Here is a 24,130-nt window from a genome sequence, read left to right on the forward strand (position 1 = left end):
AGTTAAATAAATATTTTTTTACTGTGTTTCAAAAAAAATTCTATCATAACTTTAAATGGTTACCATTTGTTCACCCTTTAAAAAATCAATGAATGCTTTAACGAGTTTGATTCCTAATGATTTTTGATCGTACATTAGCCAAGTATCTCTCATTAGAGGCTTACCCTTAGCATTATACAGTTCCATTGTGTACAAATGATCAGATTCCTGCAGGCAAATTTCTGGTGCTATGGAGTAACCAAGACCATGCTTTACCATCTCTTTGCAAGTCTCTTGTCGATCCACTTCCATTGCAATAATGGGGGCTTGTTTTAGATTCGTATGCATCCAATCTTCTATAATCGTTTTTAAAGAAGCATCCGTTTTATATTTGATAAAAGGTAAAAAAGGAAGTTGCTCTATCGTTATTGGTTTTTTTGAGATGATATGTAATTTTTCCCGTGTCAGCCGTTCCTCCACCCCTTTCCAGCGATGGCTTCCTCTCAGTATACCGACTTGTACAATACCAGCATCTAATAATTTCATGACATCTGTGCTCCAGCCTGTTTGTACACTATATTGGACATTAGGATACATAGTGGAAAATTCCCTTAATAACTTAGGGAGCTTATATTGAGCGAAATTGCTTGATACCCCCAGCCTTAGATGTCCTTGCACCTCTTTGCTTAGATTAGAGATATGATCTTTGGTATCTTGAAGTTCCTGTAGCATTCTTCTTGCATAAGCAACCAAGTGTTCTCCTTCCGCAGTAAAGGTAATTCCTTTATGCCTTTTGGTGAATAATTCAATTCCGAAAATCTCCTCAATCTTTTTCAACCGATAAGTGATGGAAGGCTGTGATGTAAATAATCGTTCTGCTGTTTTTGTTACACTTTGTTCTTCGTGAAGAATTTTCAATAAAATCCAATCTTTCTCATCCATTTTCATCTTCCTTTCTAGTCCTTCTTTCACAATTATAAAAGTTTTTTTATCGAATATTAAGAAAACTTATATTTTATTTTTATTTTTTTACCTTCTACACTAAAAAACATAAAAAATACTACCTTTAAGATGAGGATGATGACGATGGTCAAGACGAATGTAACAATCATGAGAGGCGGAACAAGCAAAGGCGTTTTTTTCCACGAATCAGCCATGCCTAACAATAAAAACGAATGGGAGCCCTTTTTGCTTGATGTCATGGGAAGTCCTGATAAAAGACAAATAGATGGTTTGGGTGGCGGTAATTCCCTTACTAGTAAAGTGGCAATAATAAAGAAAGCATATACTTCGGATATTGATGTTCACTATACTTTCGGTCAAGTCAGCATTTCGGAAGAAAAGGTGGACTTTAAGGGGAACTGCGGAAATATCTCCGCTGCTGTTGGTCCATTTGCTATTGAAGAAGGACTTGTAAAAGCGAAAGAACCAATGACTGCGGTAAGGATCCTGAATACCAATACGAATAAAATGATCATTGCGGAAGTAGAAGTGGAAGACGGTCAGGTCAAATATGACGGAGATGTTACGATATCTGGAGTACCTGGATCTGGATCTCCAATCTATTTAAACTTTCATGATGCCGCTGGTTCAGTTACCGGTCATTTATTGCCTACTGGAAATAGTTCGGAGTTTTTAGATACAAGTCAAGGCCAAATAGAGGTGTCTATTATCGACTATGCAAATCCATTAGTTTTTGTGGAAGCGAGCAGTATCGGCCTGGATGGAACGGAACTTGCAGAAGAATTTACTGATCTACAGTTGGCTCAATTTGAAGAATTAAGATCCATTGCGGCAGAGAAATGCGGCTTTGCCAGTCGATTTTCAGCTACAAAGTTATCGCCGGCTGTCCCCAAACTGGCTATAGTAGCAAAACCAGAGAAATATAAAGATAGTACAGGTGCTTGGCATTCAAGCGTTGAGATGGACTTACACATCAGGATGATGTCCATGCAAAAGCCACATCAAGCACTGGCTGTCACTGGAGCGATATGTACAACAAGAGCCCTTTCAGTGGAAGGTGCAATCCCTGCAAGAATAGCAAAAAACCACTCTACAAAGGTTCGGCTAGCTCATTCTTCTGGTATTATTGAAACAATGGTGGAGCCCACTGGTATAAAGATCGTCCGTACCGCACGACGTATTATGGACGGAACAGTTTATACGCATGGAGACTATCAAATGATGTAGATGGACTGTGCAAAAAGCCTCCCCCCTTTCCATCGTTAATAGATGGATTGAATGCGCCTTCTTGCACAGATCCATTGTAATCTTGCATGGCTTTAAAAAAGCCTCTATATTGTTTTTTATGAAATCGCCAAGGTCCTTTCATGTATCTGCCTCAAGCATGACATAATCATTATAGAGAAAATTGAATACTTTTTACTGCAAATAAAAAGATACCAACATCATTGGTATCTTTTAGATTGAGTTCATCTGCAGCGGTTTCTTTTCCTCACTGCTTATTTGATTACAAAATTACCGTACTCGTTTGAACGAACATGAATCGGTCCGTTTAGATTATAGTTGTTCTCCTTGGCGATAGAGCGAAGCACGTCCACACGGGCAACTGATTCTCTCCATTCGTCACGGGTGTCATGATTGGCCGGATTCATCAGATCGTCATAGCGTACGTCCAAGAATTTATTCAACCACTTCTTCTCGTCTATTCCGTCTTTAGGTGATCCGCCCGCTTTTTTGTTCGTACGTTTAATCAAGGCATAAAAAGAGTCAGGGTCATCACCATCGCCATGCTGAATAACCGTATCGTACATCACAGCTCTTGCCAATGCTGTTTTTAGTCCGGCATTATCCGATCGTTTCATGGCAGGCTGATAATACAAATGGTCATTTACTTTGTCTTGAGCGGCGCGAAATTCCTTATCATTTGCAAGCGACTTCCAGGCAGAAGCGAATCCCTTGAGATTGCTTGTATCATCGCTTTCTTCCTTGGCCAGACGGCGCAATTCAGGCAGATACTTTTTCAGTTTGTTATTCGGAACTGCCTTTGTGTATACTTCCACTACTTCCAATGCATCCCCGGTAGCCGTTGTAAAGCCTGCCCGTCCGCATGTATAGCCTCGCCCGTCATCCAATCGCTCTACATATCCATATTGGATCTCCGTTGTGCCGTTTTCAAAGATACTTGTCAGCTGTTCCGCCCGGCGCTTTTGATCTTTATTCAGTCCCGCCGCAAAAACCGTTTCGCTCATCATCAGGGTAAAAAACATGGTGAAAACAAGTAATGAGATCGCTGCTTTTTTCCAAAAATCTGCTTTTTGCATACTGATTTTCATTTCACTTCCCCTTTCTAAATATTGTAAATACAGACTCAGTATACATGAAGAAACTGCCCTATTGTTGAAAATACATCAATTTGTCAATATTTTGAATCTAAAGTAATATAGCTTGAATCTTACTCTATTCATTGCCAATCAGCCTTAGCCCCTCTCACTGGGAAGGTCCCTTGATTTTCATACTGCTTCAACTTTCATTAACAAGATGCCATAAGGCTTTACTCTATTTTATAATGGAAGTGATCATCGAAAATCGTTAGGGAGGTGATGTAATGGCAAGCAAGATGAGAATGCCAGATTCCGCAACGTCCCATGCAAAGCCTACTATTGGGAAGGCGATACTTTGCATGGGGTAGACTTTCTAAAAGATCGCCCAAGTAAGCTTTTCTGATATAGTGGCTTTGCACCTTATTTGACATAAAAAAATAAGGAGCTGGCAGAAATGGCATATGTAAAAGCAACCGCTATTTTACCTGAAAAGCTGATATCGGAAATTCAAAAGTATGTTCAAGGAAAAACAATATATATCCCTAAACCTGAATCCTCTCATCAAAAATGGGGTGCGTGTTCAGGAACAAGAAAGCTGATCGATGACAGAAACGCTTCTATTAAAAAAGCATTTAAAAACGGCAAAACCATTCATCAATTATCTGATGAATATCACCTCTCTATTGAAACAATAAAAAAAATTGTCTACTCTAAATAAACAAAACGGAAGCACTGATAAAAAATAATCAGTGCTTTTTATATGGCGAGTTTGTTTCTTAGTTATTTCCTGCATATGATACCATTGGCCAATTGTGTAAAGTTAAGGGAGATGAGAAGAAAGGAAGGTCCTACAAATGACGATAAACAATGGAACGTTGCAAGTACCCGGCGCGAACATCCACTATCAGGTGCGTGGCTCTGGTCCAATCATTCTTTTGGTCCACGGAGGAGGCGGTGATGCCGACAAGTTCCATCATGTTGCCAATCATCTGGCTAACTGGTACACGGTTGTTACTTATGATCGCCGCGGCCATTCCCGCAGCAATCTCGCCAATCAGATTGAGGGTTACCGTGTGGAAACACACAGTGACGATGCTCACCGTCTTCTAGCCAAAATCACCAATAAGCCGGCCTATGTATTTGGAAGCAGCTCCGGGGCTGTTATCGGGCTTGATCTGTGCATACGCCATCCCGAACAAGTACATGTCATGATCCCACACGAACCAATCTTATTGCAGCTTCTGCATGGAAATGAGCTGAAACAAGCCGAGCAATTCATGGAAGACCTTAAGAAAAATCATCGAAGTGAAGTCATTAAATTAATGTCAAGATTAGAGACAGACGAACAATCAAAGGCTGTCCTGACAAAGCGGCTTCTCGGCAATTCAACGTATTTCACTGAGTATGAAATTCAAGGAATTCTCAGCTATACATTAGATTTCGAAGCATTAAAAACTGTGTTTACATCTTCACCGATGAAGATACTCCCAGCTGGCGGAAGTGCTTCTCGGGAGCTTTTTCCTTATCGTTGCGCGAACGCCCTAGCGGAACAATTGGAAACAGAATGGGTTGAATTCCCCGGAAATCATACGGGGTACACAATGTACCATAAAGAATTTTCTGAGAGGTTACACGACATGTTAGAAAAAGAAAAGAAACATACGTGTTAAGGATTGATTAAAATTTTCAAAATAGGACAGGTGAAACTAACTATGGAATTGGAGAAGATTTCACGAAGCGTAAAAAGAACTTTTCACTAACGAGAACGCAATGTGAGATGTTTAACCAAAGTGATATTAGGGATTTCATCGAAAAATAGGTTTGTACATTACGTTCTCCTATTGATTATTTCCTATCTTAATTCCGTATTTTATACCATTAGATACAACTCTAAAGCGGCTCGTTATTTTGTCCTCAACAACAACCAGTGTCTAACATCATGAATCTCTTTTGAAAATCACCACAAATGCAGGTATGGAAGACTTCATCGCAGCAAAAACCATACCAACTATTGTTGTTGGTATGGTTCGTCCTAGATAGGCCCTTAAGAAGAGATTCTATTGTACGGAGTATTTAGCTAATTGCATTTGTAACCGACAGGGCCGTCTGAACCTGTGTACACATATGTGTCAGACACATATCCAATATTCACGACACCCCGGGAATCTTTCCACTGGATTTGGTCCCAGATATTACTCGTTCCATACTTCCCTGTAACAGTCGTTCCATAAGCGTAACAATAATAAGGAACACGGGAGCCACTCGGAATGGAAAGCATAATAGGATAATTTGTACCAGGACCGCTGCGCATATTGACAGGCGCACCGCTGCTTGTTGAGACAGTAAAGTACTGAACGGCAAGTGCCTGACTGGAAAAAATGAATAAAGATGCAATCATCACGGTTAACATACTCAGCATTTTCAGTTTAGTCAATGTCATCCCTCTTTCTTCAATTCCTTCATTTTAAGAAACGATAGAACATAGGCTACCAGCTGCATTTAGGAACAACCGGACCGTCTGAGCCTGTATACATATATGTATCAGAGACAAATCCAGGAACGATCTCCCCGCTGGCAAGCGTCCGCTCTGTGTAATTCCAAATATTGCTCGTTCCATACTTTCCAGTTACAGTTGTACCGGTTTTGTAGCAATAGATCGGGATGCGGGTTCCGCTCGGAATGGTCGTTACAATTCCCCAACTTGTACCTGGGCCGCTGCGCATGTTGACAGGAGCACCGCTGCTTGTTGAAACCGTATAATACTGAGCCGCAAGTGCATGGCTAGAAAAAATGAACACAGATGCAATCATCACCGTTAGCATACTTAGCCTCTTTAACTTATTCACCTTATACCCTCCCCTTATAAATGCCGTACGTTTGACTTTCTTACATCCAGTTAAGGATTTACTTTCAGATACCATGCCCCCTCCCCTCCCATATATTTATCAATGTACCATAAACTAGATCTTTCAAAAGTGGAATTATTCCTATGTTTTCGACAATTAAGGATACAAAATAAATGGTAGTCAGGCTTGATATTGATGGTGTGTTACATTTGGCTCTTAATCATTTGTCCAGTCGGTAATCACGATTGACAATCAGGAAAAAGGACATGGATCAAGCGGCTTCGTTTCCACCAATTAACTCAATCAGTGTACTGCTTCCTTGTATCCACGCTTCTTCTCGATTCATAGATACTCCACCTTTTTCACCAATCAAAAACGGACACCATACAAATCAGCGTAAATGCTGCAAGTTCAGTGTCCGCAACCTATTATGACTTTGCTTTCTTTTACCAGGGCGTGTAAAAATGATTAGGTACGTTATCAAACGTTATTCTATGATTTTGCGAGTCAAAAAATCATAACATTTTATATATTTCAATCAGATTATGATCTGGATCTCTGAAGTGAGCAACTCGGGCACTCCATTCCTTGCGATCATGCGGTTTATTCTCACATTTAACTCCTTTTTCGTGTAAATCGTCATACGTTTTATCAACATCTTCTACCTTAAACTGAAGCAAAAATTTTGATTGAGCTTCTCCTTCCAAGGACTTTTTTTCCTCTCCAACGATTTCAGCCATCGTTTCTCGAGATAAAAGCTCTATTTTCGTTTCCCCATTATCAAAGAGTGCATATTCCATTTCATTCTCTAACCAACTTATTGGAAGTCCTAATGAATCTTTATAAAACTCGACGCTTTTCTTAAAATCATTCACCAACAGTCTAATTTGTAACAGCTTCATATCGAGTGCCTCCTATAAAACCATACTTTTACTGGTCATCCAATTTAATGATACCAAAGAAACCTGACAGCACTATGTCAAGTTTCCATACTTCACCCTTATTTCAGATTTAAGTGCAGTTTAGTCCATGTCATAAGAACGAGCAAAAACAGCGATTCTTAAAACAAAAAATGATACCGAGTGTATTTTCTGTATGCTTCAACTTCATTTCGGGAAATGTAACGTTGATAAAAGGAGGTTACATCAATATGGATCATCAAACATTGGCAGCTCATGAGGCTGTTGACTTACATGAAATCGTGAACTTTAAAACACTTTGTATAGCGAAATCAAAGTTAATGCAAGGGCTTGTGTTTGACCAAGAACTGAAGGACTTGATGGAAAAAGATGTACAGCAATCCATTCAAGACCTTACTGAATTACAAGCGGTTTATGAGCGTGCCTCATTTCAGGCCCCTGTCCCTCAAAGCCGCCCAACGCCAATCATCAATTGAAAGGGAGGTAAGCCTCTTTGAATAATGATCATTTAGACCCCATTAATTCGCTGAATGTGCCTGAACTAGCAGACACTACATTCGCGATGGATTTTCTTATACGAGCTAAGGAAGGCGTAAGGAATACTGCTGTAGCTTTGACAGAAACCGCTTCACCAGATGTAAGAGCACTGCTTCGGAAACAGCTGATGCAAGGAATTGCGATGCACCAAGAGATTACGGAACTGATGATCAGCAAAAAGTGGTTCCATCCATATGAGCTGAGCGAACAGTATAAGCTGGATCAGCTCTCTGCAAAAAACACGATCATGGTCGGCAATATGAACCTCTTTCCTGATGAAACAAATCGCAAAGGGATGTTTGACCGGACACCTGATGAACACTAACACTGGAGGTTTTACAGCATGAAGGCAGTAACGTATCAAGGCATTAAAAATGTTGTTGTCAAAGATGTCCCCGATCCAAAGATTGAAAAATCCGATGACATGATTATCAAAGTCACCAGTACAGCCATTTGCGGATCAGATTTACATTTAATCCATGGATTCATTCCGAATATGCAAGAAGACTATGTCATCGGCCATGAACCGATGGGAATCGTCGAAGAAGTTGGTTCTGGGGTGACTAAACTAAAAAAGGGAGATCGGGTAATTATTCCCTTTAATATAGCATGCGGGGAATGCTTTTTTTGTAAAAACCAGCTGGAAAGCCAATGTGATCAGTCTAATGACAATGGGGAAATGGGTGCTTATTTCGGCTATTCAGGGCAAACTGGCGGTTATCCAGGCGGGCAAGCTGAATATTTAAGAGTGCCGTTTGCGAATTTTACCCATTTTAAAATCCCTGAATCTTGTGAGGAACCCGATGAGAAATTAAGCGTGATTGCCGATGCCATGACCACCGGCTTTTGGAGTGTGGATAATGCCGGCGTAAAAAAAGGCGATACAGTTATCGTTCTCGGCTGCGGACCAGTCGGCCTGTTTGCTCAAAAGTTTTGTTGGCTAAAAGGCGCAAAACGCGTCATAGCAGTTGACTATGTAAACTATCGCTTACAGCATGCGAAACGTACAAACAAAGTAGAAATCGTTAATTTTGAAGACCATGAGAATACAGGGAATTATTTAAAGGAAATCACGAAAGGCGGAGCGGATGTAGTCATTGACGCTGTTGGGATGGATGGTAAAATGAGCGATCTCGAGTTCCTTGCCAGCGGCTTAAAGCTTCATGGCGGAACGATGAGTGCATTGGTCATTGCTTCCCAAGCTGTTCGCAAAGGAGGAACCATACAAATTACAGGTGTGTATGGAGGCAGATATAACGGTTTTCCGTTAGGAGATATTATGCAGCGAAACGTCAATATACGCTCTGGACAGGCTCCAGTGATCCACTATATGCCGTACATGTTTGAACTAGTATCGACAGGCAAAATTGATCCGGGAGATGTTGTCAGCCATGTCCTGCCGCTTAGTGAAGCCAAGCATGGCTATGACATTTTTGATTCAAAAATGGATGATTGTATCAAAGTTGTGTTAAAGCCTTAAAAAACGGAGGTTACAGAAATGGAATACGCCTTACACGAAGTGCTTGAGGTTCAGGAAATGACTGCATTTAAGACACTTTGTTTGACGAAATCTAAAACAATGAAAGCACTGGTATCTGATCCGAAGCTGAAAGAAATCATGCAGCAAGATGTTGATATCACCACACGCCAGTTGCAGGAATTTGCCTCTATTTTATCTAATGCAAAGCAAGAATGAGGAGATGAATAAATCATGAATCCTATCATAGAATATCTGACTGGCATGAATGTTCTAACAGACCAAATCATTGCTATGGACTTATTAATTTCAGCAAAGAACGGAGTCAGAAATTATGCGATGGCAGCCACTGAAGCCGGAACGCCTGAAGTAAAAGAGGTCCTTATCCGCCATTTGGAAGAAGCACTCGATATGCACGAACAACTCTCAAGCTATATGATGGAAAAAGGCTGGTACCATCCTTGGAACCCTGACGAACAAGTCAAGCTGAATTTAAAAAATATTGATACAGCCATTCAATTGCCAACCCTTTAACATACAATGACTGATTTGCTGAGGAACAGTATTGATTGGCCACAACTGTTCCTCAGCTTCAAAATGAGCACTGTTTGTTCGGGTCCTATGACCGTAAATAGATTAACCGCTTTTCTCCATCTGATCTCCGATAATGTTTGCAAATTCTCCAATCCAAATAAGGAATCGTAACCACCTCTTTTTATGCGATCTCTTGATGGAGAAAACAGGCCAGAAACAAAATCCTTCGTTTTTGACCTGCCCTCTTCACACGCAAAGAATGCTACCTTCTTTGCTCCACTGATCCGTGAAGACTTTCCGTTTTAGGCCTGCTTTTGAGCTTTGCCTCATTTTCACGCAATTTCCCATCATAATCTTTAATTTTTGTGTCTAATCTCTTAATTGTTTCATCAATTTCTTTCCGCTTCTCTATCAGCCGCTGTCGTTCGTCAGCCAGGATATTTTTTCGAGCTTCTACCGTACGGTCACCTTCGGTAAATAATGTTGTATATTCAATTAGCGCTTCTATCGATAGTCCCGCATTTCGCATGCATTTAATGAATTCAATCCATTTGATATCTTCTTCATCATAGTCGCGAATGCCGCTGTCTTTTCGTTTTACAGGCGGGATTAATCCTACACGTTCGTAATATCGGAGTGTTGCGGCTGTCAGGCCAAACTGCTTTGCCACCTGAGCAATATTCATGATCTTCACCTCTCTATCCTGTATGTTGTGAAGGTAACACTTAAAGTTAACTTTAAGTCAAGCTCAAAACAAGTGGTTAGCTGCTGAATCTGGGTTTATATATTCGGGACTTGCCTTAAAGCACACTTTAAACTCTATACTTCTCCATGCACTAAAAACAGTGTAGTTGGAGGGATTGCTGAATGGCAAATAAACACACTGCCGGAAGAGAACAATTAGGAGAATTTGCGCCAAAGTTTGCTGAACTTCATGATGATGTTCTATTCGGTGACATTTGGGCAAGAGAAGAAGAACTTTCATCCCGGGATCGCAGCATGATTACAGTTTCTGCATTAATTACTGACTGTTTCTCAGCTTATAAATCAGGTTCATTTTAAATGGTTTTTTTAAAAAACCCTTGCCTTAAAGCAGACTTTAAGGTTTATCGTTATGTTGAAGACACCATAAAACATAAATAAGTGCATGTTTTTATTTACAACACTTATGATGAAGAAAGGATAGGTTCGTATGTGTAATCAACATCAAACCCGTGTATTAAGCGTGTCACATGCAAAAGCCAAATTTGAACAAACGACGATTGAGCGAAGAGGATTACGGCCGCACGATGTCTTAATCGATATTAAATTCAGCGGCATTTGCCATTCAGACATTCATAGCGCTTTTGATGAATGGGGCGGTGGCATCTTCCCAATGGTGCCTGGACATGAAATAGCCGGTGTTGTAACAGCCGTTGGAACAAAAGTCACCAAGTTGGCTGTCGGGGACCGCGTTGGTGTCGGCTGTTTTGTTGACTCTTGCGGAGAATGCGAATACTGTCTCAACGCAGAGGAACAATTCTGCACGAAGGGTGTTGTTCAAACGTATAACTCAGTAGACTACGACGGAAACCCCACTTATGGCGGGTACAGCCAAAAAATCGTTGTCACTGACAGATTTGTTGTTCGCATACCAGATCGTTTGGAAATGGATGTTGCCAGTCCGCTGTTGTGTGCAGGTATCACAACGTATTCCCCGCTGAAACACTGGAATGTTGGCCCTGGTAAAAAGGTTGCGATTGTAGGCGTAGGTGGCCTTGGACATTTGGCAATTCAATTTGCACATGCGATGGGTGCAGAAGTAACCGTCCTGAGCCGTTCCATGAATAAGAAAGAGGAAGCTCTGGAACTCGGTGCAAATCATTACTTTGCAACAAGTGACCCAGCCACATTCACTGCATTGGCCGGGCGTTTTGACGTGATCTTAAATACGGTATCGGCAAATCTCGATGTAGATGCCTATTTATCAATGCTTCGTATAGACGGGACACTTGTAAGCGTTGGAGCTCCTGCCAAGCCGGACACATACAGTGTGTTTTCCCTAATCATGGGGCGCCGCAGCATTGCAGGTTCTCTAGTCGGCGGAATTCAAGAAACTCAAGAGATGCTGGATTTCGCAGCTGAGCATGGCATCGAACCTAAAATCGAAGTCATCGGAGCTGACCAAGTGGACGAGGCATACGAACGTATCCTCCGAAGCGATGTCCGTTATCGATTTGTGATTGATATTTCCACATTGTAATAGGTTAGTCCTTATATGGGCTGCCGCTTTTATTGAAACTCACGAAAAATGATCTCTTTAAGCAAATATTTTGAAGGCCGGTCAATCTTCCTGTTATTCTATGAATAGAGAGTTATTAGGAGGGTTTTTTATGAGCAAAAAAATTGCAGTTCTTGTTACAGACCAATTCGAAGACATCGAATATACAAGTCCGGTAAAAGCATACGAAGAAGCTGGCTACAGTGTTGTGGCTATCGATTTGGAAGCCGGCAAAGAAGTTACCGGTAAGCATGGCGAGAAAGTAAAGATTGACAAAGCCATCTCTGATGTGGATGCAAGTGACTTTGATGCACTTTTAATTCCTGGGGGATTCTCTCCGGATTTGCTTCGTGCAGATGACCGTCCGGGTGAATTCGCAAAAGCATTTGTCGAAAACAAAAAACCTGTTTTCGCAATTTGCCACGGCCCGCAAGTACTGATTGATACGGATCTTCTAAAAGGCAAAGATATCACAGGCTACCGCAGCATCCGCAAAGATTTAATCAATGCCGGTGCAAACTACAAAGATGCAGAAGTAGTCGTCAGCCACAACATTGTCACAAGCAGAACACCTGATGATTTGGAAGCATTTAACCGCGAATCTTTAAACTTGTTAAAATAACAAGAAGGCACAGACTGTTCGGGTCTGTGCCTTTTTTAAAATTAAGACTCCTTCGTTACATTCTGAAAGACAGCAGTCGCGTCCCACACATTCAAGCCAAATTGGCCTTCTGAAAATACGGAATCATGTGCATCAATCACAAGACGATCATCTAAATAGATTTTAAAGCGATCGCCCTCGGCCTCTGTTTTCAGATGATACTTTTTATTAACGTCTATCGGTGTTTTGTATTCAGCAATGACAGAAGCAGCACCGTTCTCAAATTTAAAGAATTTCACTAGGTCATGCTTCGCATCCACATTGGCAAGGTAACCGTTTTTGGCATCTTTGTCAGAGCGAAACATTAGTGCTCCTGCCCCTCTTCCGTTTCCATCCTTAATGGTGATATCAGATTCATAAGTGAAGTCTGACCCGGATGCTGAAGACAAGATAAAGGAATCGCCGTCCGACCTCCCTTGTTTCCCCTCAATTGTGTCTGCCCACGTGCCATTTACAGTCGTCCAGCCAGTCATATTGGACATAAAAGGTGTCGTTCCCCATACCTTTTTTAAAGGGTGTATCGTTAAAGATTTTACCTTTACACCGCCATTTGCAGCATATAATTCAAGCCCTTTGCTTGATCGGTCTGGGAGAATAATATCCGTTATGACCTGCTTTCCGTCATTCCCAAATACTTCAACCGAGGAGCGGTCAACAAAAATGCGCAACTTAACCTTCCCATTTACCGGCTTCAACGGGGCTGTTTCTTTTCCGGTGTTAAAGGCCGGATTAAAGGTGTCGTTGCCTGACTCGCTCCGGTCAACGAACAATTTGGCGTTCCTTCGGTCATAGCCGACCTTCGTAAATTGATTTTCACCTGTTCGGACCTTAAAACCAAATTCAGCAGCTGAACCAGGGCTTACTTTAAATTCTGCATTTATTTCATAGGCATCTCCAGATTGCCCCGCTAACACATTATGACTTGCAGGCGATATGGTCAGATTCTTCCACTTCTTAGAGGTTCCGCGAATGGTTTCCAGCTCTTTCACCGGTGTTTGGACCACTCTAACCCCTTCGGTAAACGCTTTCAATTTTAACTCTCTTGGAATGGACGTTGCACTTCTCCATGGGGATGTCGGAACATCATTCGCATATTGCCAATTGCTCATCCACCCTAACCATAGCCGGCGGCTGTCTGTGGATGGAATATCAGACCAGGATACAGCCGCATAAAAGTCTCTGCCGTAATCCGTCCAGAGAACTTTGTTTGGCGGGTTTTCATTTTTAAAATGAGTTCCATCAAAGTCCCCTACAAAATATTGCATGCCTGATCCTCCCGAGACCGCTCCGTTTCCGACACTGACCTGCATGACCCATTTCTTTTGATTCGGATTGCCGTCTACCGGAAGCTCAAATAAATCCGGGCATTCCCATACTCCCCCGTGGCTTCCTTGATCCTGTCCAAATTCACTTGCATACGTCCACTGCTTCAGATTTTTTGATGTATAAATGAGGATTCGGTCACCGGCCGCAAGCACCATCACCCACTTTTTTTCTTTCTCATACCAAAAGACTTTTGGATCGCGAAAATCTTTTTTACCCGGGTTTGGAATGACAGGGTTGCCAGCGTACTTCGTCCATGTTCTTCCTTTGTCGTTGCTATAGGCAATACTTTGCACTTGATGGCCTTCCCGATCCTGTGTATAAATGGCCACAAGCGGCTTCTCTTTGCCTGTTTGAAAACCGCTTGTGTTATTTTTATCTACAACTGCGCTTCCAGAAAAGATCGTGCCTTTTTCATCCGGATACAGCGCAACAGGAAGGTGTTCCCATGTAACCAAATCTTTGCTGACGGCATGCCCCCAATGCATGGGCCCCCACTGAAGCCCGTATGGATGGTATTGATAGAACAAGTGATATTCCCCAGCATAATATACCATTCCGTTTGGGTCATTCATCCAGTTTGCCTCCGGTGTGAAGTGATATTGAGGACGGTAATCCTCATCATAGTAGCTTGAATCGGCTGCATCTGCCGAAAATGCCATAGTCAACAGCAGGGTGAACATGATCATGACTTGAATCAGTCTCTTTTTCATTTGTTCCTTCGCTCCTCTCTTCATGTTTGAACACTTTCAAAAGAGACTGCTGCGCAAGCTGGTCCGTTTCTGGCAATTCTCCTCTGTTTCACTGTTATCCGAATGATTTATATATGAAAAGACTGCTGCAGTTTCTCTCTCTTTCCTTCACACACCTTATGCTAAGAATCCAGCCCAATACCCGAGAATCCCGATGACAAAGATGCCGCAAATAATGAGAAGTGGATTCACCCCTTTGCGAAGCATCCATGCCACCAATAACGTTAATCCGAGAGGCAGCGCCCCCGGCATAATGCTATCTAGCACGTTTTGTACCGTTTGAACATCTACTTTTCCGCTTTCATCCTTAATCCTGGATACAACGATTGGAATGTTGATGGTGGTCCATTTGGACACGAGAGCCCCCATAACAAATAACCCGAGAATCGAAGCGCCCTCTGTAAGCTTTTGAATGCGATTCCCCGCTAAATCCTGAAGAATCTCCATTCCTTTCACATAGCCATACTTTAATCCGTAATATTTTGTGCTTAATCTTATGGCATTCAGCAAGAAAAAGAATAGCAAAGGACCGGCAATGTTTCCTCCTAAAGCAAGGGAGGCTCCTAGCGCAGCTAAGACAGGACGAATCGTTCCCCAAAAAATTGGATCGCCTACGCCCGCTATTGGTCCCATCAAACCGATTTTCATTCCGCTTATCGCTTTTCCGTCAATTCCTTTATTGTTCGCCATTTCTTCTTCCATGGCTGCCGTCACGCCAAATATAGGCGCTGTCAGCCACGGATGTGTATTAAACCATTCCAAATGCCGCTGTAAGGCTTCGTTTCTTTTCGCTCCGGGACCGTACAATTTTTTGATCGCCGGTATCATGACATAACAATATCCCATTGCCTGCACACGTTCGAAGTTAAAGGAACCGAGTAAAAAATTTGAACGAATAAACATGCTGAAAATTTCTTTCTTCGTTAATCGTTTTTCTTTCTCCATTTTTTCTTCCCCCTCATCGTTTAGGCATCAAGATCATCATCATCGTCATCATAAACAGCAACACTGCCACTGTCTGATGCGGCCGCGACTGCTCCGTGAGCGCTTTGTTTTTGCATCACCTGCTGGTATAAAAGCGCCAGACAGAGACCAAGGGCTCCAAATCCCACTAAGTTAAAATCGGTAAACGCCGCTAATAAGAAACCAATATAGAAAAATGGCTTTAAATAAGGAATATTCATCATATTGATCACCATGGCATACCCGACAACCACAATAATGCCTCCGCCTATTTGCAGTCCTTTTGTAATGACATCAGGAATATTTCCCAGGAACGCCTGAACAGCGCTGACACTAATTAAAGCAACAATCAATGTAGGAATCATGACGCGCAAAGCTTGAAACACCATCGCGGTAATATGCATAATTTCAATTCCTTTTATATTTCCCGCTTTTGCATATTGATCAGCGCGGTGGATGAAAAAGACAGTGATCGTCCGAACAAAAATCGTCAGCGCCTGACCCGCAGCTGCTAAAGCAACAGCGACAGCAATCCCTTCGCCAATTCCTTGATCAGCGGTAATAACTAAAATGGTTGAGATGACAGAGGCGATCGCTGTATCAGGTGCCATGGCAAGCCCGACGTTCATCCAGCCGAGCGCCATCAGCTCCAGTGTGCCTCCAAGAATAATTCCCGTTTTTAAGTCCCCGAGCACCAAGCCAACCAACGTACAGGCCACTAGCGGCCGGTGTGTCTGCCCTTCATCCAATACACTTGCGATTCCGGTGATTGCTGCAATGATTAACAACAAAATAATTTGTAATGAAGACATATTCTCATCCCCTTGATTATTTTGTTACGTTCCGTAAAATCTGTACAAAATCCTCACTGGCATCTGAAGGCAGCTGCCTCAATTCCAGTTTCACGCCCTTGTCACTTAATGTTTCAAATGCCTTTATATCTTGTTCTGTGACACTGACTGATTTTGTGATTTGCCTGCGATGATTTTCAAAACGCATTCCCCCGACGTTTACGGTTTTGATCGGTACACCTGCTTCTATAAGAGATACAATATCGGACGGATTTTCAAACAAGAGCATTGCCGTTACCCCTTCGTAGCGCGGACTATGAAATGCTTTTGCCATTTTAGAAACCGAGACGGCACTCGCCTTTACATTTGAAGGCGCAACAGAAAGGATCAGCGTTTTTCTCATTTCGTCCTGAGCAATATCGTCGGAGACAACGATGATTCGGTCGGCTGCATGGACTTTTATCCACCTTGTCAGGATTTGGCCGTGAATAAAGCGGTCATCAATTCTTGCTAACACAATGTTCATCATAATTCATCCTCTCTTGTATCTTGATTGGCTGTTTTTACTTTTTCTAAATGTTCACTGCACACTTGAAAGCTTTGCTGACTCATTGCTTTTAAGTTGTTCAGCAAATCTTTGAGAGCCAGATGTTCTCTCAGGCTTAATACCTCCAGCAGAATCGGCAGGTTTACGCCGGCAGCCATATCCATTCTTTGATCCTCAGCAATAAAGGAAGCTGCCGCGTTATATGGCGTCCCTCCAAAAATATCGACTAAAAAAAGCACTTCATGTTCTTCCGGGATATCCTTGAGCGCCTGATGATATTTTTCTTGCAGCGTTTGTATTCCTTCCCCTTTGAAAAACGGCACTGCAATCAGGTTATTTTCTTCACCGAATATCATCCCTGAAGACTCTTTTAATGCTATGGGAAAATCTCCATGACCGCTGATAATAACTGAAATCATATCTATTGCTCCTTTCCTGTTTTGTACATCCATATATAATGCAAGGATCGTGCCAACACAGTTGTGTTAAGCGTTTTCATTGTTATTTCAGCCAATAGCAATTTGTTGTTGAAACACTTAAAACGAAAAAAATAAACCTGTATTAAAATGGTGTTCCATTTAATACAGGTTCATATGAAAAAACTGTTTTTAAAACAGCTGGCCATGCACTTCTTCAGCAAATATGGCGGCTATAAATAATTTTTCATCATCACTTATGCGAAGTCCGAGCTTTTCTTCATAAGGGGCTAATGTTCGCTCTGTCACGTACACCATTTCCTTCAGCTGATCATTGATCTCTTCTTCCTCTGAGAAAGCGATCGGATTCTGCTTAATTACCCTTTCAAAGGCGAAAGCCGTGTGCATAATGACTTTGATCAAAACCGCATTATTGAAAATGACCCCCAGCTCATCCTGAACGGTTTGCAGCCACTCCAATAACATGTCGATCACATGGTGGGGATTCAAGAAGACAAGGTATTTTTTCAGGCTATCCTCGCAAAGCTCCCTGACAATAATATTTGCTTCGTTCAATCCATTGCTCAAGGAGATGCTTCCTTTTGTAATCGCCTGTTGAATCAGCTTCTCTCCCTCCCCTTCAATTAACACTTCTAAAGATACATGCGGAGCATTGATTTTAGGGTCTTTCGTTCCGACTGTCGCAAGGATTTCATACTCTTTTTCGATTTCTTTTATGCTGTTGGCCAGCTTAATCGATGATACGGTCAATATGTGAATGGGGGTATCGGAGGCCTTGTTTACGATCGTGGTTAGAATGTCTTCCAGCTTTTTGGCCGTTCCGCTACCCGTCGTGCAGATGGATACCAATGCCTTCTTTTTGCCGGATGCCGCTGGCTGACGCTCCCACAACTCGATAAAATCCTTCGTGACCGATTGATAGATCGCATGCAAATTTAAATTCAAATAGTTGACCTTTCTGACAGCATCCAGCACCATTGAAGTCGTAACATTGCTGATCGTTTTAATAGAAATGCCTGTCTTTTCCTCCAGCCTGCTTTCCAGCATTGCAAGCGACCCCATATCTACCAGCATTAAAACACCTTCACCTTCATCAACCTGTTTCATTTTTTCTGCTACGCATTCAAGAATGTCCGAAGGTGAAACAGTAAGCGGCATGTCAACTGCTGCAATCGGCGTACTCCCTAGCAGTTCTGTCGCGACTTCAACCATTGAACTCGCCGTGCTGTTTCCATGAGCTGCCACGATAATACCGACTCTTTTGTTCTCCTTTAACGATTTGATGGAATGAATTAACATCGTTAAGTAGATGACTTCTATTTCAGGAATAGCCACTTTAAAATATTCCTGAATTTTATCTTTAAAAATCATCGCCACCCGATATTCTTTCACATGGGTATCACGAATTTCATCTGTCTCCTGTGTATTCAAAACATCAATTTGCTTTCCTCGCTTTAAAAATGCGTCAATATGCATACTCAAGAAATAAATAAACTTACGGTCAAATGTGCAATCCAGCTCATGTTCAGCTATTTCTTTTAACTGTTTTGTCATTTGAATCACATCGTCTTCAACGAATGTCAGCAGGTTGTCTTTTTGAAAAGCTTGATGATGAAAAAAACTTCTGACATGCAAATGGACATCAGTCAAGATGTACTGGTTAATATCCTTTTTGGATAAACCTTCTTTCATAAGCGTTTTCACTTTTTCCTCAATCAAATGATATAAGTTAAATGAGAGGTCTTCGTCAATTTTTGTTGTTTCATCTTCTACAATCGGAGAGATAATCGTTGTAATATTGACATATTCAGAAATGGCTTTGCTTCTTTGCATGTTTTTGCTGCTGGACATCCATTCTTGCTTGATTTCATCAGGCAGATCGCGAACAGTCAGTTCAATAACTTCATTTCTGTCAAGGTTATGCAAAAATCCGTGTGCGCAAACTAACTGAACATTTGATTTCAGCTGTCCGACATTCCCAAATTTCGCAGAGTGAATAAGCGCATTATAGACATCGATATGCACACTCAGATTCTTCTTAATTCGCTCTGCTTCTTTCCCTAATAAAAACGTCGTCAGATCCACTCTTTCATTAAGCGATCGTTCTTCAAGCGAAGGAATATGAATGGTCATTGGGATTCTTCGCAAAAACGTTTTCAATAGTGCAGAACTCGGATTTTCTGTAGTCGCACAAATAAACAATACGTTCGATGTTCGTTTATGTTCAGATTCTCCAAGCCTGTTATAAGAACCGCTGTCAATAAAATAAAACAGCATTTCTTGTCCCTCGGGAGGGAGACGGTGGATTTCATCCATAAAAAGAATGCCCCCATTGGCCTGTTCGACTAAACCCGCCTTATCCTCGGCAGCACCTGTAAATGAACCTTTTTTGTGTCCGAATAATTGAGAAAGCAATAATTGAGGGTTGTTGTAGTAGTCTGCACAGTTAAATGTAATAAATGGTGCGCCGGCCTTCAATATGTCAGAGTAAATGGCAAACTGGTAAATTCGGTTCGCAAAAAGGGATTTACCGGAACCAGTCGGCCCTAGGAGGAGCATATGCAGACCGTTCGGCGGATAAAAGACAGCTGCTTTTGCCTGGGAGATCGCTTTCTTCAAACTCCCTTTTGCCCCTATCATAAGCTCTAGGGGATTCGTGGAAATGTGTTGATGATTTTGCTTTGAATTTCCGGAAAACGCCTGAAGGTCTTTCACTTCCATCATCTCTGTATCCCATTTCTTGTTGAATAATTTTTCTGCTATCTCGACTGGGATGTATCTTACAGGAAATGTTTTAATTTTGATGACCTTTTTGGACCGGACGAGATTGTTCAATTCAAAGCTGACATTGGACCGCTCCATTTTCAGCTGCTCGGCAATCTCCTTTGCTGAATTCCCTTGTATTTTTAAAAGATGATCTAAGGTTGAATCATGAAAATTATGCTTGAGCTGATGGTATATTTTATCTATTCTTCTCACGTCTATCATCCTTTGTCCTTATTAGATAAGCCATTAACAAGAATATTTCGAAACTTTATAGTCCGCGTTGAGATTTACACGTTTAAAAAGGTCTCTATAGCAGATTGACAAAGCTGGCTTTTATGCGTATATGTTTACATGTTGAATCATTTGCACCTCATATTAGTATGATAGATGCTCAGTTCTGGAGGGCCAGTCCCCTTCAAAAGTAATAATCAGTAAACAGTTTATCATTCTCGGGGAATGTAATGATGTCAAAATAATCAATGACAAAAAATGAATCTTATAGATCATGACAAATTACCCAAATATAACCCCTTAAGTTCGTTCACAACTAAAAAGACGGACACTCTATGTGACCGCCACAGTATTACAATTTGCAAAACTTCGTCATTTTTGCAATCCACATTGGAGGTTAAGGAATCTGTAAGCTTAAAAACTTTATCTCCGATCCTATCGATTTGATCCCCCTGCCGGCCTCAATCATAGTGGGTATGCAATTATACAAATCGTTACCGATTAAAACTAGCCTGTCAGATTGTCCAAATGACTTTCCTGTTTTACTCTGCTATTCAGGTAGAATCACGAGTGAAAAATAGAGCCACAAGACATGTAACAGCACTTAAAATAGTTTTAAAATTTAAAAATAAAAGTATCTATTCTTTTAAATGTTATAATATCCGATAAAACTTTACTCATCTTTTTATTACTGGAGGAAAATAAAATTGATAGGCAATTCTAGCAAAGACAATTTTGGCCAGCAACAGAAATTGTCTAGAGGCCTTAAAAACAGGCATATACAATTAATGGCGATTGGAGGTGCAATCGGTACAGGTTTATTTTTAGGTTCAGGTAAATCCATCCATTTTGCAGGACCATCCATTTTATTTGCTTACTTGATCACCGGCGTATTTTGCTTTTTCATTATGCGTTCGCTCGGAGAACTGCTCTTATCAAATGCGGGATACCACTCTTTTGTTGATTTTGTAAGGGACTATTTAGGAAACATGGCAGCATTTATCACTGGGTGGACCTACTGGTTCTGTTGGATTTCCCTCGCGATGGCTGATTTAACGGCGGTCGGCATTTATACGCAATATTGGCTTCCCGATGTGCCTCAATGGCTGCCGGGTCTTCTTGCGCTTATTATCCTGCTGATCATGAACCTTGCCACCGTTAAACTTTTCGGAGAATTAGAATTTTGGTTTGCATTGATCAAAGTCATTGCCATACTGGCTCTGATCGTAACTGGTATTCTCCTGATTGCGAAAGGTTTTTCCGCAGCTTCCGGCCCTGCCAGCCTCAACAACCTTTGGAGCCACGGCGGCATGTTCCCAAATGGATGGCATGGGTTTATCCTATCTTTCCAAATGGTCGTCTTCGCTTTCGTGGGTATTGAACTTGTTGGACTGACAGCAGGTGAAACAGAAAATCCCCAAAAAGTGATCCCTAAAGCCATCAATCAAATTCCTGTCCGGATTTTACTTTTTTATGTTGGCGCACTTTTCGTGATTATGTGTATCTATCCTTGGAATGTGTTGAATCCAAACGAAAGCCCATTTGTTCAGGTCTTCTCTGCAGTAGGCATCGTTGTGGCTGCCAGTTTGATCAATTTTGTTGTATTAACATCAGCCGCATCAGCTGCAAATAGCGCTTTATTCAGCACAAGCCGAATGGTCTATTCACTTGCAAAGGATCATCACGCACCTGGACTATTAAAGAAATTAACTTCTTCTAACGTGCCAAGCAATGCGCTGTTCTTTTCATCCATCGCCATTCTGATTGGCGTTAGTCTGAATTATTTAATGCCCGAGCAAGTCTTCACGCTGATTACAAGTGTTTCAACAATATGCTTCATTTTTATTTGGGGCATCACGGTGATTTGCCATTTGAAATATCGAAAAACAAGGCAGCATGAAGCGAAAGCAAACAAATTTAAAATGCCTTTTTACCCATTATCCAACTATTTAACACTTGCATTTCTCGCGTTCATTCTTGTCATATTGGCACTGGCGAATGATACACGTATTGCTTTGTTTGTCACCCCGGTCTGGTTTGTTTTATTGATTATTTTGTATAAGGTGCAAACCCGCAGAGGACATAAGGTGAAATAAAAAAAAGACAAGGGATACTCACTCCCTTGTCTTTTTATATGTGTCAAACACTAAATTAAACTTTGGTTTCAAATTTCATTCACTTCATTTAAGTGTTAACTCAAACCAGTTTTGATGCCGAAACCTACTAATATTATTCCGGTAATTTTTTGAAACACTTTCTGGAACTTCGAGTTTTTCATCCATTTTTTTGCGTAATCAATAATATAAACAAGAAACAGGAACCACAACACCGCTAATAAGGTTAGGATTGAAGCTAAAATGATGAGCTGCTGGTTTATATTTCCGTTCAAATTGATAAATTGGGGCATGATTGTAACATACACCAAAACAGTTTTAGGATTGAGAATGTTACTGAGTGATCCCTGCATAAAGGAAGTTTTATAATAACGTTTCGGAGAACTTGCCATATTTTTTGCTTGGGATTGCATGTCATCTAACGAAAACATACTTTTAGCAAAAAAACTTTTTACACCTAAATAAATTAAGTATGCCGCTCCCAAATATTTGATCGTTGTGAAAAGAATCACTGACTTTGCGATTACCACTGATAATCCTAAAATGGCAATCACCGTCCAAAAGGAAAGTCCTGTCGCCAATCCGAGAATGTTATAACGGCCGGCTTTCGGACCATACCTAAGCGTATTTTTCATCACAAGCATCGTATCTGCCCCCGGTATGATAACCATCATGGCAGCGATCGGTATGTATGCGAGTAAGCTGTGCATTGTTCTCTCCCCCTTTAAAAATCCCCTCAATCATATAGTGACTACAAAAGTAACTACTTATAAAAGTGTATCAATGCGTTTGGAATAAATCAATATGATTTGTTAAAATAGCGATTACTAAGGCAGCGATTGCTCTTTATATTGGAGGATATATGAAAGAAAATATGTTAGACATTTTAAAAAACCTCAATTTTACAGAATATGAATCGAAAGCGTATTTAGCATTATTGCAAGAATCACCTTTAACAGGCTATGCCGTTGCCAAAAAATCCGGAGTGCCCCGTTCTAAAATTTATGAAGTATTGGAAAGTCTTGTCATAAGGGGAGATGTTTTTGTCAGTCATGGAAATACGCCTCAGTATGTTCCAGTCCCCGCAAAAGAACTGATTAAAAACCGCCGGCTCAAAGCGGAAGAGCATTTTGATCAGGCTGAGAAATATTTTGAAAAGTTCGAGCAGACCGCAAATGACCGGGAAAACATCTGGAATATCACCGGCCGCAGTGAAATTCTTGAAAAGGTGAAGGCTTGTATCTTATCTGCCAAAAAAAGAATCCTCTTAGAAATATGGAAAGAGGATTTTAAGGAGATAGAAGCAGAGCTCAAACAGGCGGCAGAACAAGGCGTTATTGTCACCATTATTGCGTACGGAGACATCGTATCTGATTTTGCCAATGTTTACCTTCATGATATGAGCAGTGAAATTACAGAAGAGTATGACGGACGGTGGCTTGTCTATAGCGGAGATGATTCAGAAGTAGTAGCGGGCATTGTCTCACTTGGCAACGACAGCCGTGCTGCATGGACGATGCATGTAGGGTTAGTCATGCCTATTACTGAAGTGATCATTCATGATCTGTACCTCATGGAAATTCTGAAAAAGCATAGAGAGCTTTTAGAAGAGAGCTTCGGGAAAAATCTCATCCAGTTGCGCCGTAAATTTTCTATTCACTCAGATTTCAAAAAACATTATTTGGAATAATGTTTGTCATCTCTTACC

At 41.2% G+C, this 24,130-nt stretch carries 29 protein-coding genes; 14 read left to right on the top strand and 15 right to left on the bottom strand.

Annotated elements, in window-relative coordinates; genetic code table 11:
• Positions 1-51: 51 nt before the first annotated feature.
• Positions 52-921, bottom strand: a complete 870-nt coding sequence (gene yraN, locus BSU_26870; protein NP_390564.1) for a putative transcriptional regulator (probes citrate or citrate-related metabolite) — start codon at positions 919-921, stop codon at positions 52-54.
• Positions 922-1,065: 144 nt separating this feature from the next.
• On the opposite strand from yraN, the gene prpF reads away from it, so the two are divergent.
• On the top strand, positions 1,066-2,169 hold the full coding sequence (gene prpF, locus BSU_26880) for an aconitate isomerase (protein ID NP_390565.2): 1,104 nt from the start codon (positions 1,066-1,068) through the stop codon (positions 2,167-2,169).
• Positions 2,170-2,441: 272 nt separating this feature from the next.
• Here the strand turns inward: prpF and csn are convergent, their stop codons facing one another.
• Entirely contained in the window at positions 2,442-3,275 is an 834-nt protein-coding gene (csn, locus tag BSU_26890) for a chitosanase (protein NP_390566.1), read from the bottom strand.
• Between the two features lie 442 nt (positions 3,276-3,717).
• Between csn and yraL the strand changes: the two genes are divergently transcribed.
• Together yraL and yraK are read left to right on the top strand one after the other, a co-directional pair.
• Positions 3,718-3,981 (top strand): hypothetical protein, encoded by a 264-nt coding sequence (gene yraL, locus BSU_26900; RefSeq protein NP_390567.1) that lies wholly within the window; start codon positions 3,718-3,720, stop codon positions 3,979-3,981.
• 136 nt (positions 3,982-4,117) lie between these two features.
• On the top strand, positions 4,118-4,933 hold the full coding sequence (gene yraK, locus BSU_26910; RefSeq protein NP_390568.2) for a putative hydrolase: 816 nt from the start codon (positions 4,118-4,120) through the stop codon (positions 4,931-4,933).
• A 407-nt stretch (positions 4,934-5,340) separates the two neighbouring features.
• Here the strand turns inward: yraK and yraJ are convergent, their stop codons facing one another.
• From yraJ to yraH, 4 genes are all read right to left on the bottom strand, one after another.
• The gene (gene yraJ, locus BSU_26920) at positions 5,341-5,697 is read right to left on the bottom strand and encodes a hypothetical protein (RefSeq protein NP_390569.2); all 357 of its coding nucleotides are present in this window, start codon (positions 5,695-5,697) and stop codon (positions 5,341-5,343) included.
• Positions 5,698-5,749: 52 nt separating this feature from the next.
• Positions 5,750-6,109, bottom strand: a complete 360-nt coding sequence (gene yraI, locus BSU_26930) for a hypothetical protein (RefSeq protein ID NP_390570.2) — start codon at positions 6,107-6,109, stop codon at positions 5,750-5,752.
• A 271-nt stretch (positions 6,110-6,380) separates the two neighbouring features.
• On the bottom strand, positions 6,381-6,482 hold the full coding sequence (locus BSU_26935) for a hypothetical protein (RefSeq protein ID YP_009513987.1): 102 nt from the start codon (positions 6,480-6,482) through the stop codon (positions 6,381-6,383).
• A gap of 142 nt (positions 6,483-6,624) precedes the next feature.
• A complete protein-coding gene (gene yraH, locus BSU_26940) occupies positions 6,625-7,011 on the bottom strand; it encodes a putative lyase (RefSeq protein NP_390571.1) in 387 nt (128 codons plus the stop codon).
• Positions 7,012-7,259: 248 nt separating this feature from the next.
• Between yraH and yraG the strand changes: the two genes are divergently transcribed.
• Genes yraG through yraD form a run of 5 tightly spaced genes read left to right on the top strand, consistent with a single transcriptional unit; the run spans position 7,260 to position 9,577 of the window.
• Positions 7,260-7,505, top strand: coding sequence for a putative spore coat protein (gene yraG, locus BSU_26950; RefSeq protein NP_390572.1), 246 nt, complete (start codon positions 7,260-7,262; stop codon positions 7,503-7,505).
• 17 nt (positions 7,506-7,522) lie between these two features.
• The gene (gene yraF / locus BSU_26960) at positions 7,523-7,891 is read left to right on the top strand and encodes a putative spore coat protein (RefSeq protein ID NP_390573.1); all 369 of its coding nucleotides are present in this window, start codon (positions 7,523-7,525) and stop codon (positions 7,889-7,891) included.
• A gap of 18 nt (positions 7,892-7,909) precedes the next feature.
• Complete coding sequence (adhB, locus tag BSU_26970; protein ID NP_390574.2) at positions 7,910-9,046, top strand: putative oxidoreductase (involving bacillithiol); 1,137 nt, start codon at positions 7,910-7,912, stop codon at positions 9,044-9,046.
• Between the two features lie 18 nt (positions 9,047-9,064).
• The gene (gene yraE, locus BSU_26980) at positions 9,065-9,262 is read left to right on the top strand and encodes a putative spore coat protein (RefSeq protein NP_390575.1); all 198 of its coding nucleotides are present in this window, start codon (positions 9,065-9,067) and stop codon (positions 9,260-9,262) included.
• 15 nt (positions 9,263-9,277) lie between these two features.
• Entirely contained in the window at positions 9,278-9,577 is a 300-nt protein-coding gene (yraD, locus tag BSU_26990; protein ID NP_390576.1) for a putative spore coat protein, read from the top strand.
• A gap of 262 nt (positions 9,578-9,839) precedes the next feature.
• Here yraD and adhR read toward each other — a convergent pair whose 3' ends face one another.
• Positions 9,840-10,262 carry a transcriptional regulator regulated by thiol-alkylation gene (adhR, locus tag BSU_27000; protein ID NP_390578.2) on the bottom strand — a complete coding sequence of 141 codons (423 nt, stop codon included), beginning with the start codon at positions 10,260-10,262 and terminating at the stop codon, positions 9,840-9,842.
• Between the two features lie 182 nt (positions 10,263-10,444).
• Between adhR and yrzP the strand changes: the two genes are divergently transcribed.
• The 3 genes from yrzP to sufL all read left to right on the top strand — a co-directional run bounded on the left by yrzP (position 10,445) and on the right by sufL (position 12,459).
• Positions 10,445-10,639 carry a putative carboxymuconolactone decarboxylase gene (gene yrzP, locus BSU_27009; protein ID YP_009513988.1) on the top strand — a complete coding sequence of 65 codons (195 nt, stop codon included), beginning with the start codon at positions 10,445-10,447 and terminating at the stop codon, positions 10,637-10,639.
• A 130-nt stretch (positions 10,640-10,769) separates the two neighbouring features.
• Positions 10,770-11,819: a putative aldehyde dehydrogenase; carbonyl stress response gene (adhA, locus tag BSU_27010; protein NP_390579.2), complete on the top strand. Its 1,050-nt coding sequence runs from the start codon at positions 10,770-10,772 to the stop codon at positions 11,817-11,819.
• A 130-nt stretch (positions 11,820-11,949) separates the two neighbouring features.
• Positions 11,950-12,459, top strand: coding sequence for a deglycase; general stress protecting enzyme; protects against methylglyoxal toxicity (sufL, locus tag BSU_27020; protein NP_390580.2), 510 nt, complete (start codon positions 11,950-11,952; stop codon positions 12,457-12,459).
• 41 nt (positions 12,460-12,500) lie between these two features.
• On the opposite strand, the gene sacC is transcribed toward sufL, so the two are convergent.
• The 7 genes from sacC to levR form a co-directional block, all read right to left on the bottom strand.
• Positions 12,501-14,534: a levanase gene (sacC, locus tag BSU_27030; RefSeq protein ID NP_390581.1), complete on the bottom strand. Its 2,034-nt coding sequence runs from the start codon at positions 14,532-14,534 to the stop codon at positions 12,501-12,503.
• Positions 14,443-14,610 carry a hypothetical protein gene (locus BSU_27035; RefSeq protein YP_009513989.1) on the bottom strand — a complete coding sequence of 56 codons (168 nt, stop codon included), beginning with the start codon at positions 14,608-14,610 and terminating at the stop codon, positions 14,443-14,445. The genes sacC and BSU_27035 overlap by 92 nt, the downstream gene beginning before the upstream one ends.
• 80 nt (positions 14,611-14,690) lie before the next feature.
• Positions 14,691-15,518, bottom strand: a complete 828-nt coding sequence (gene levG, locus BSU_27040) for a phosphotransferase system (PTS) fructose-specific enzyme IID component (protein NP_390582.1) — start codon at positions 15,516-15,518, stop codon at positions 14,691-14,693.
• A gap of 20 nt (positions 15,519-15,538) precedes the next feature.
• Positions 15,539-16,348, bottom strand: coding sequence for a phosphotransferase system (PTS) fructose-specific enzyme IIC component (gene levF / locus BSU_27050; RefSeq protein ID NP_390583.1), 810 nt, complete (start codon positions 16,346-16,348; stop codon positions 15,539-15,541).
• A gap of 16 nt (positions 16,349-16,364) precedes the next feature.
• Positions 16,365-16,853, bottom strand: coding sequence for a phosphotransferase system (PTS) fructose-specific enzyme IIB component (levE, locus tag BSU_27060; protein ID NP_390584.1), 489 nt, complete (start codon positions 16,851-16,853; stop codon positions 16,365-16,367).
• Positions 16,853-17,293 (bottom strand): phosphotransferase system (PTS) fructose-specific enzyme IIA component, encoded by a 441-nt coding sequence (gene levD / locus BSU_27070; protein NP_390585.1) that lies wholly within the window; start codon positions 17,291-17,293, stop codon positions 16,853-16,855. The genes levE and levD overlap by 1 nt, the downstream gene beginning before the upstream one ends.
• A 189-nt stretch (positions 17,294-17,482) precedes the next feature.
• Positions 17,483-20,290, bottom strand: coding sequence for a transcriptional regulator (NifA/NtrC family) (gene levR / locus BSU_27080; protein ID NP_390586.2), 2,808 nt, complete (start codon positions 20,288-20,290; stop codon positions 17,483-17,485).
• Positions 20,291-20,836: 546 nt separating this feature from the next.
• Between levR and BSU_27085 the strand changes: the two genes are divergently transcribed.
• Positions 20,837-20,977, top strand: coding sequence for a hypothetical protein (locus BSU_27085; RefSeq protein ID YP_009513990.1), 141 nt, complete (start codon positions 20,837-20,839; stop codon positions 20,975-20,977).
• Positions 20,978-21,015: 38 nt separating this feature from the next.
• On the top strand, positions 21,016-22,404 hold the full coding sequence (aapA, locus tag BSU_27090; protein NP_390587.2) for a small amino acid permease: 1,389 nt from the start codon (positions 21,016-21,018) through the stop codon (positions 22,402-22,404).
• Between the two features lie 95 nt (positions 22,405-22,499).
• On the opposite strand, the gene yrhP is transcribed toward aapA, so the two are convergent.
• Complete coding sequence (yrhP, locus tag BSU_27100; RefSeq protein NP_390588.1) at positions 22,500-23,132, bottom strand: putative amino acid exporter; 633 nt, start codon at positions 23,130-23,132, stop codon at positions 22,500-22,502.
• Positions 23,133-23,284: 152 nt separating this feature from the next.
• On the opposite strand from yrhP, the gene yrhO reads away from it, so the two are divergent.
• On the top strand, positions 23,285-24,112 hold the full coding sequence (gene yrhO, locus BSU_27110) for a putative transcriptional regulator controlling amino acid export (protein NP_390589.1): 828 nt from the start codon (positions 23,285-23,287) through the stop codon (positions 24,110-24,112).
• Positions 24,113-24,130 lie beyond the last annotated feature (18 nt).

It is taken from the genome of Bacillus subtilis subsp. subtilis str. 168, from assembly GCF_000009045.1.
Taxonomy (GTDB): Bacteria; Bacillota; Bacilli; order Bacillales; family Bacillaceae; genus Bacillus; species Bacillus subtilis.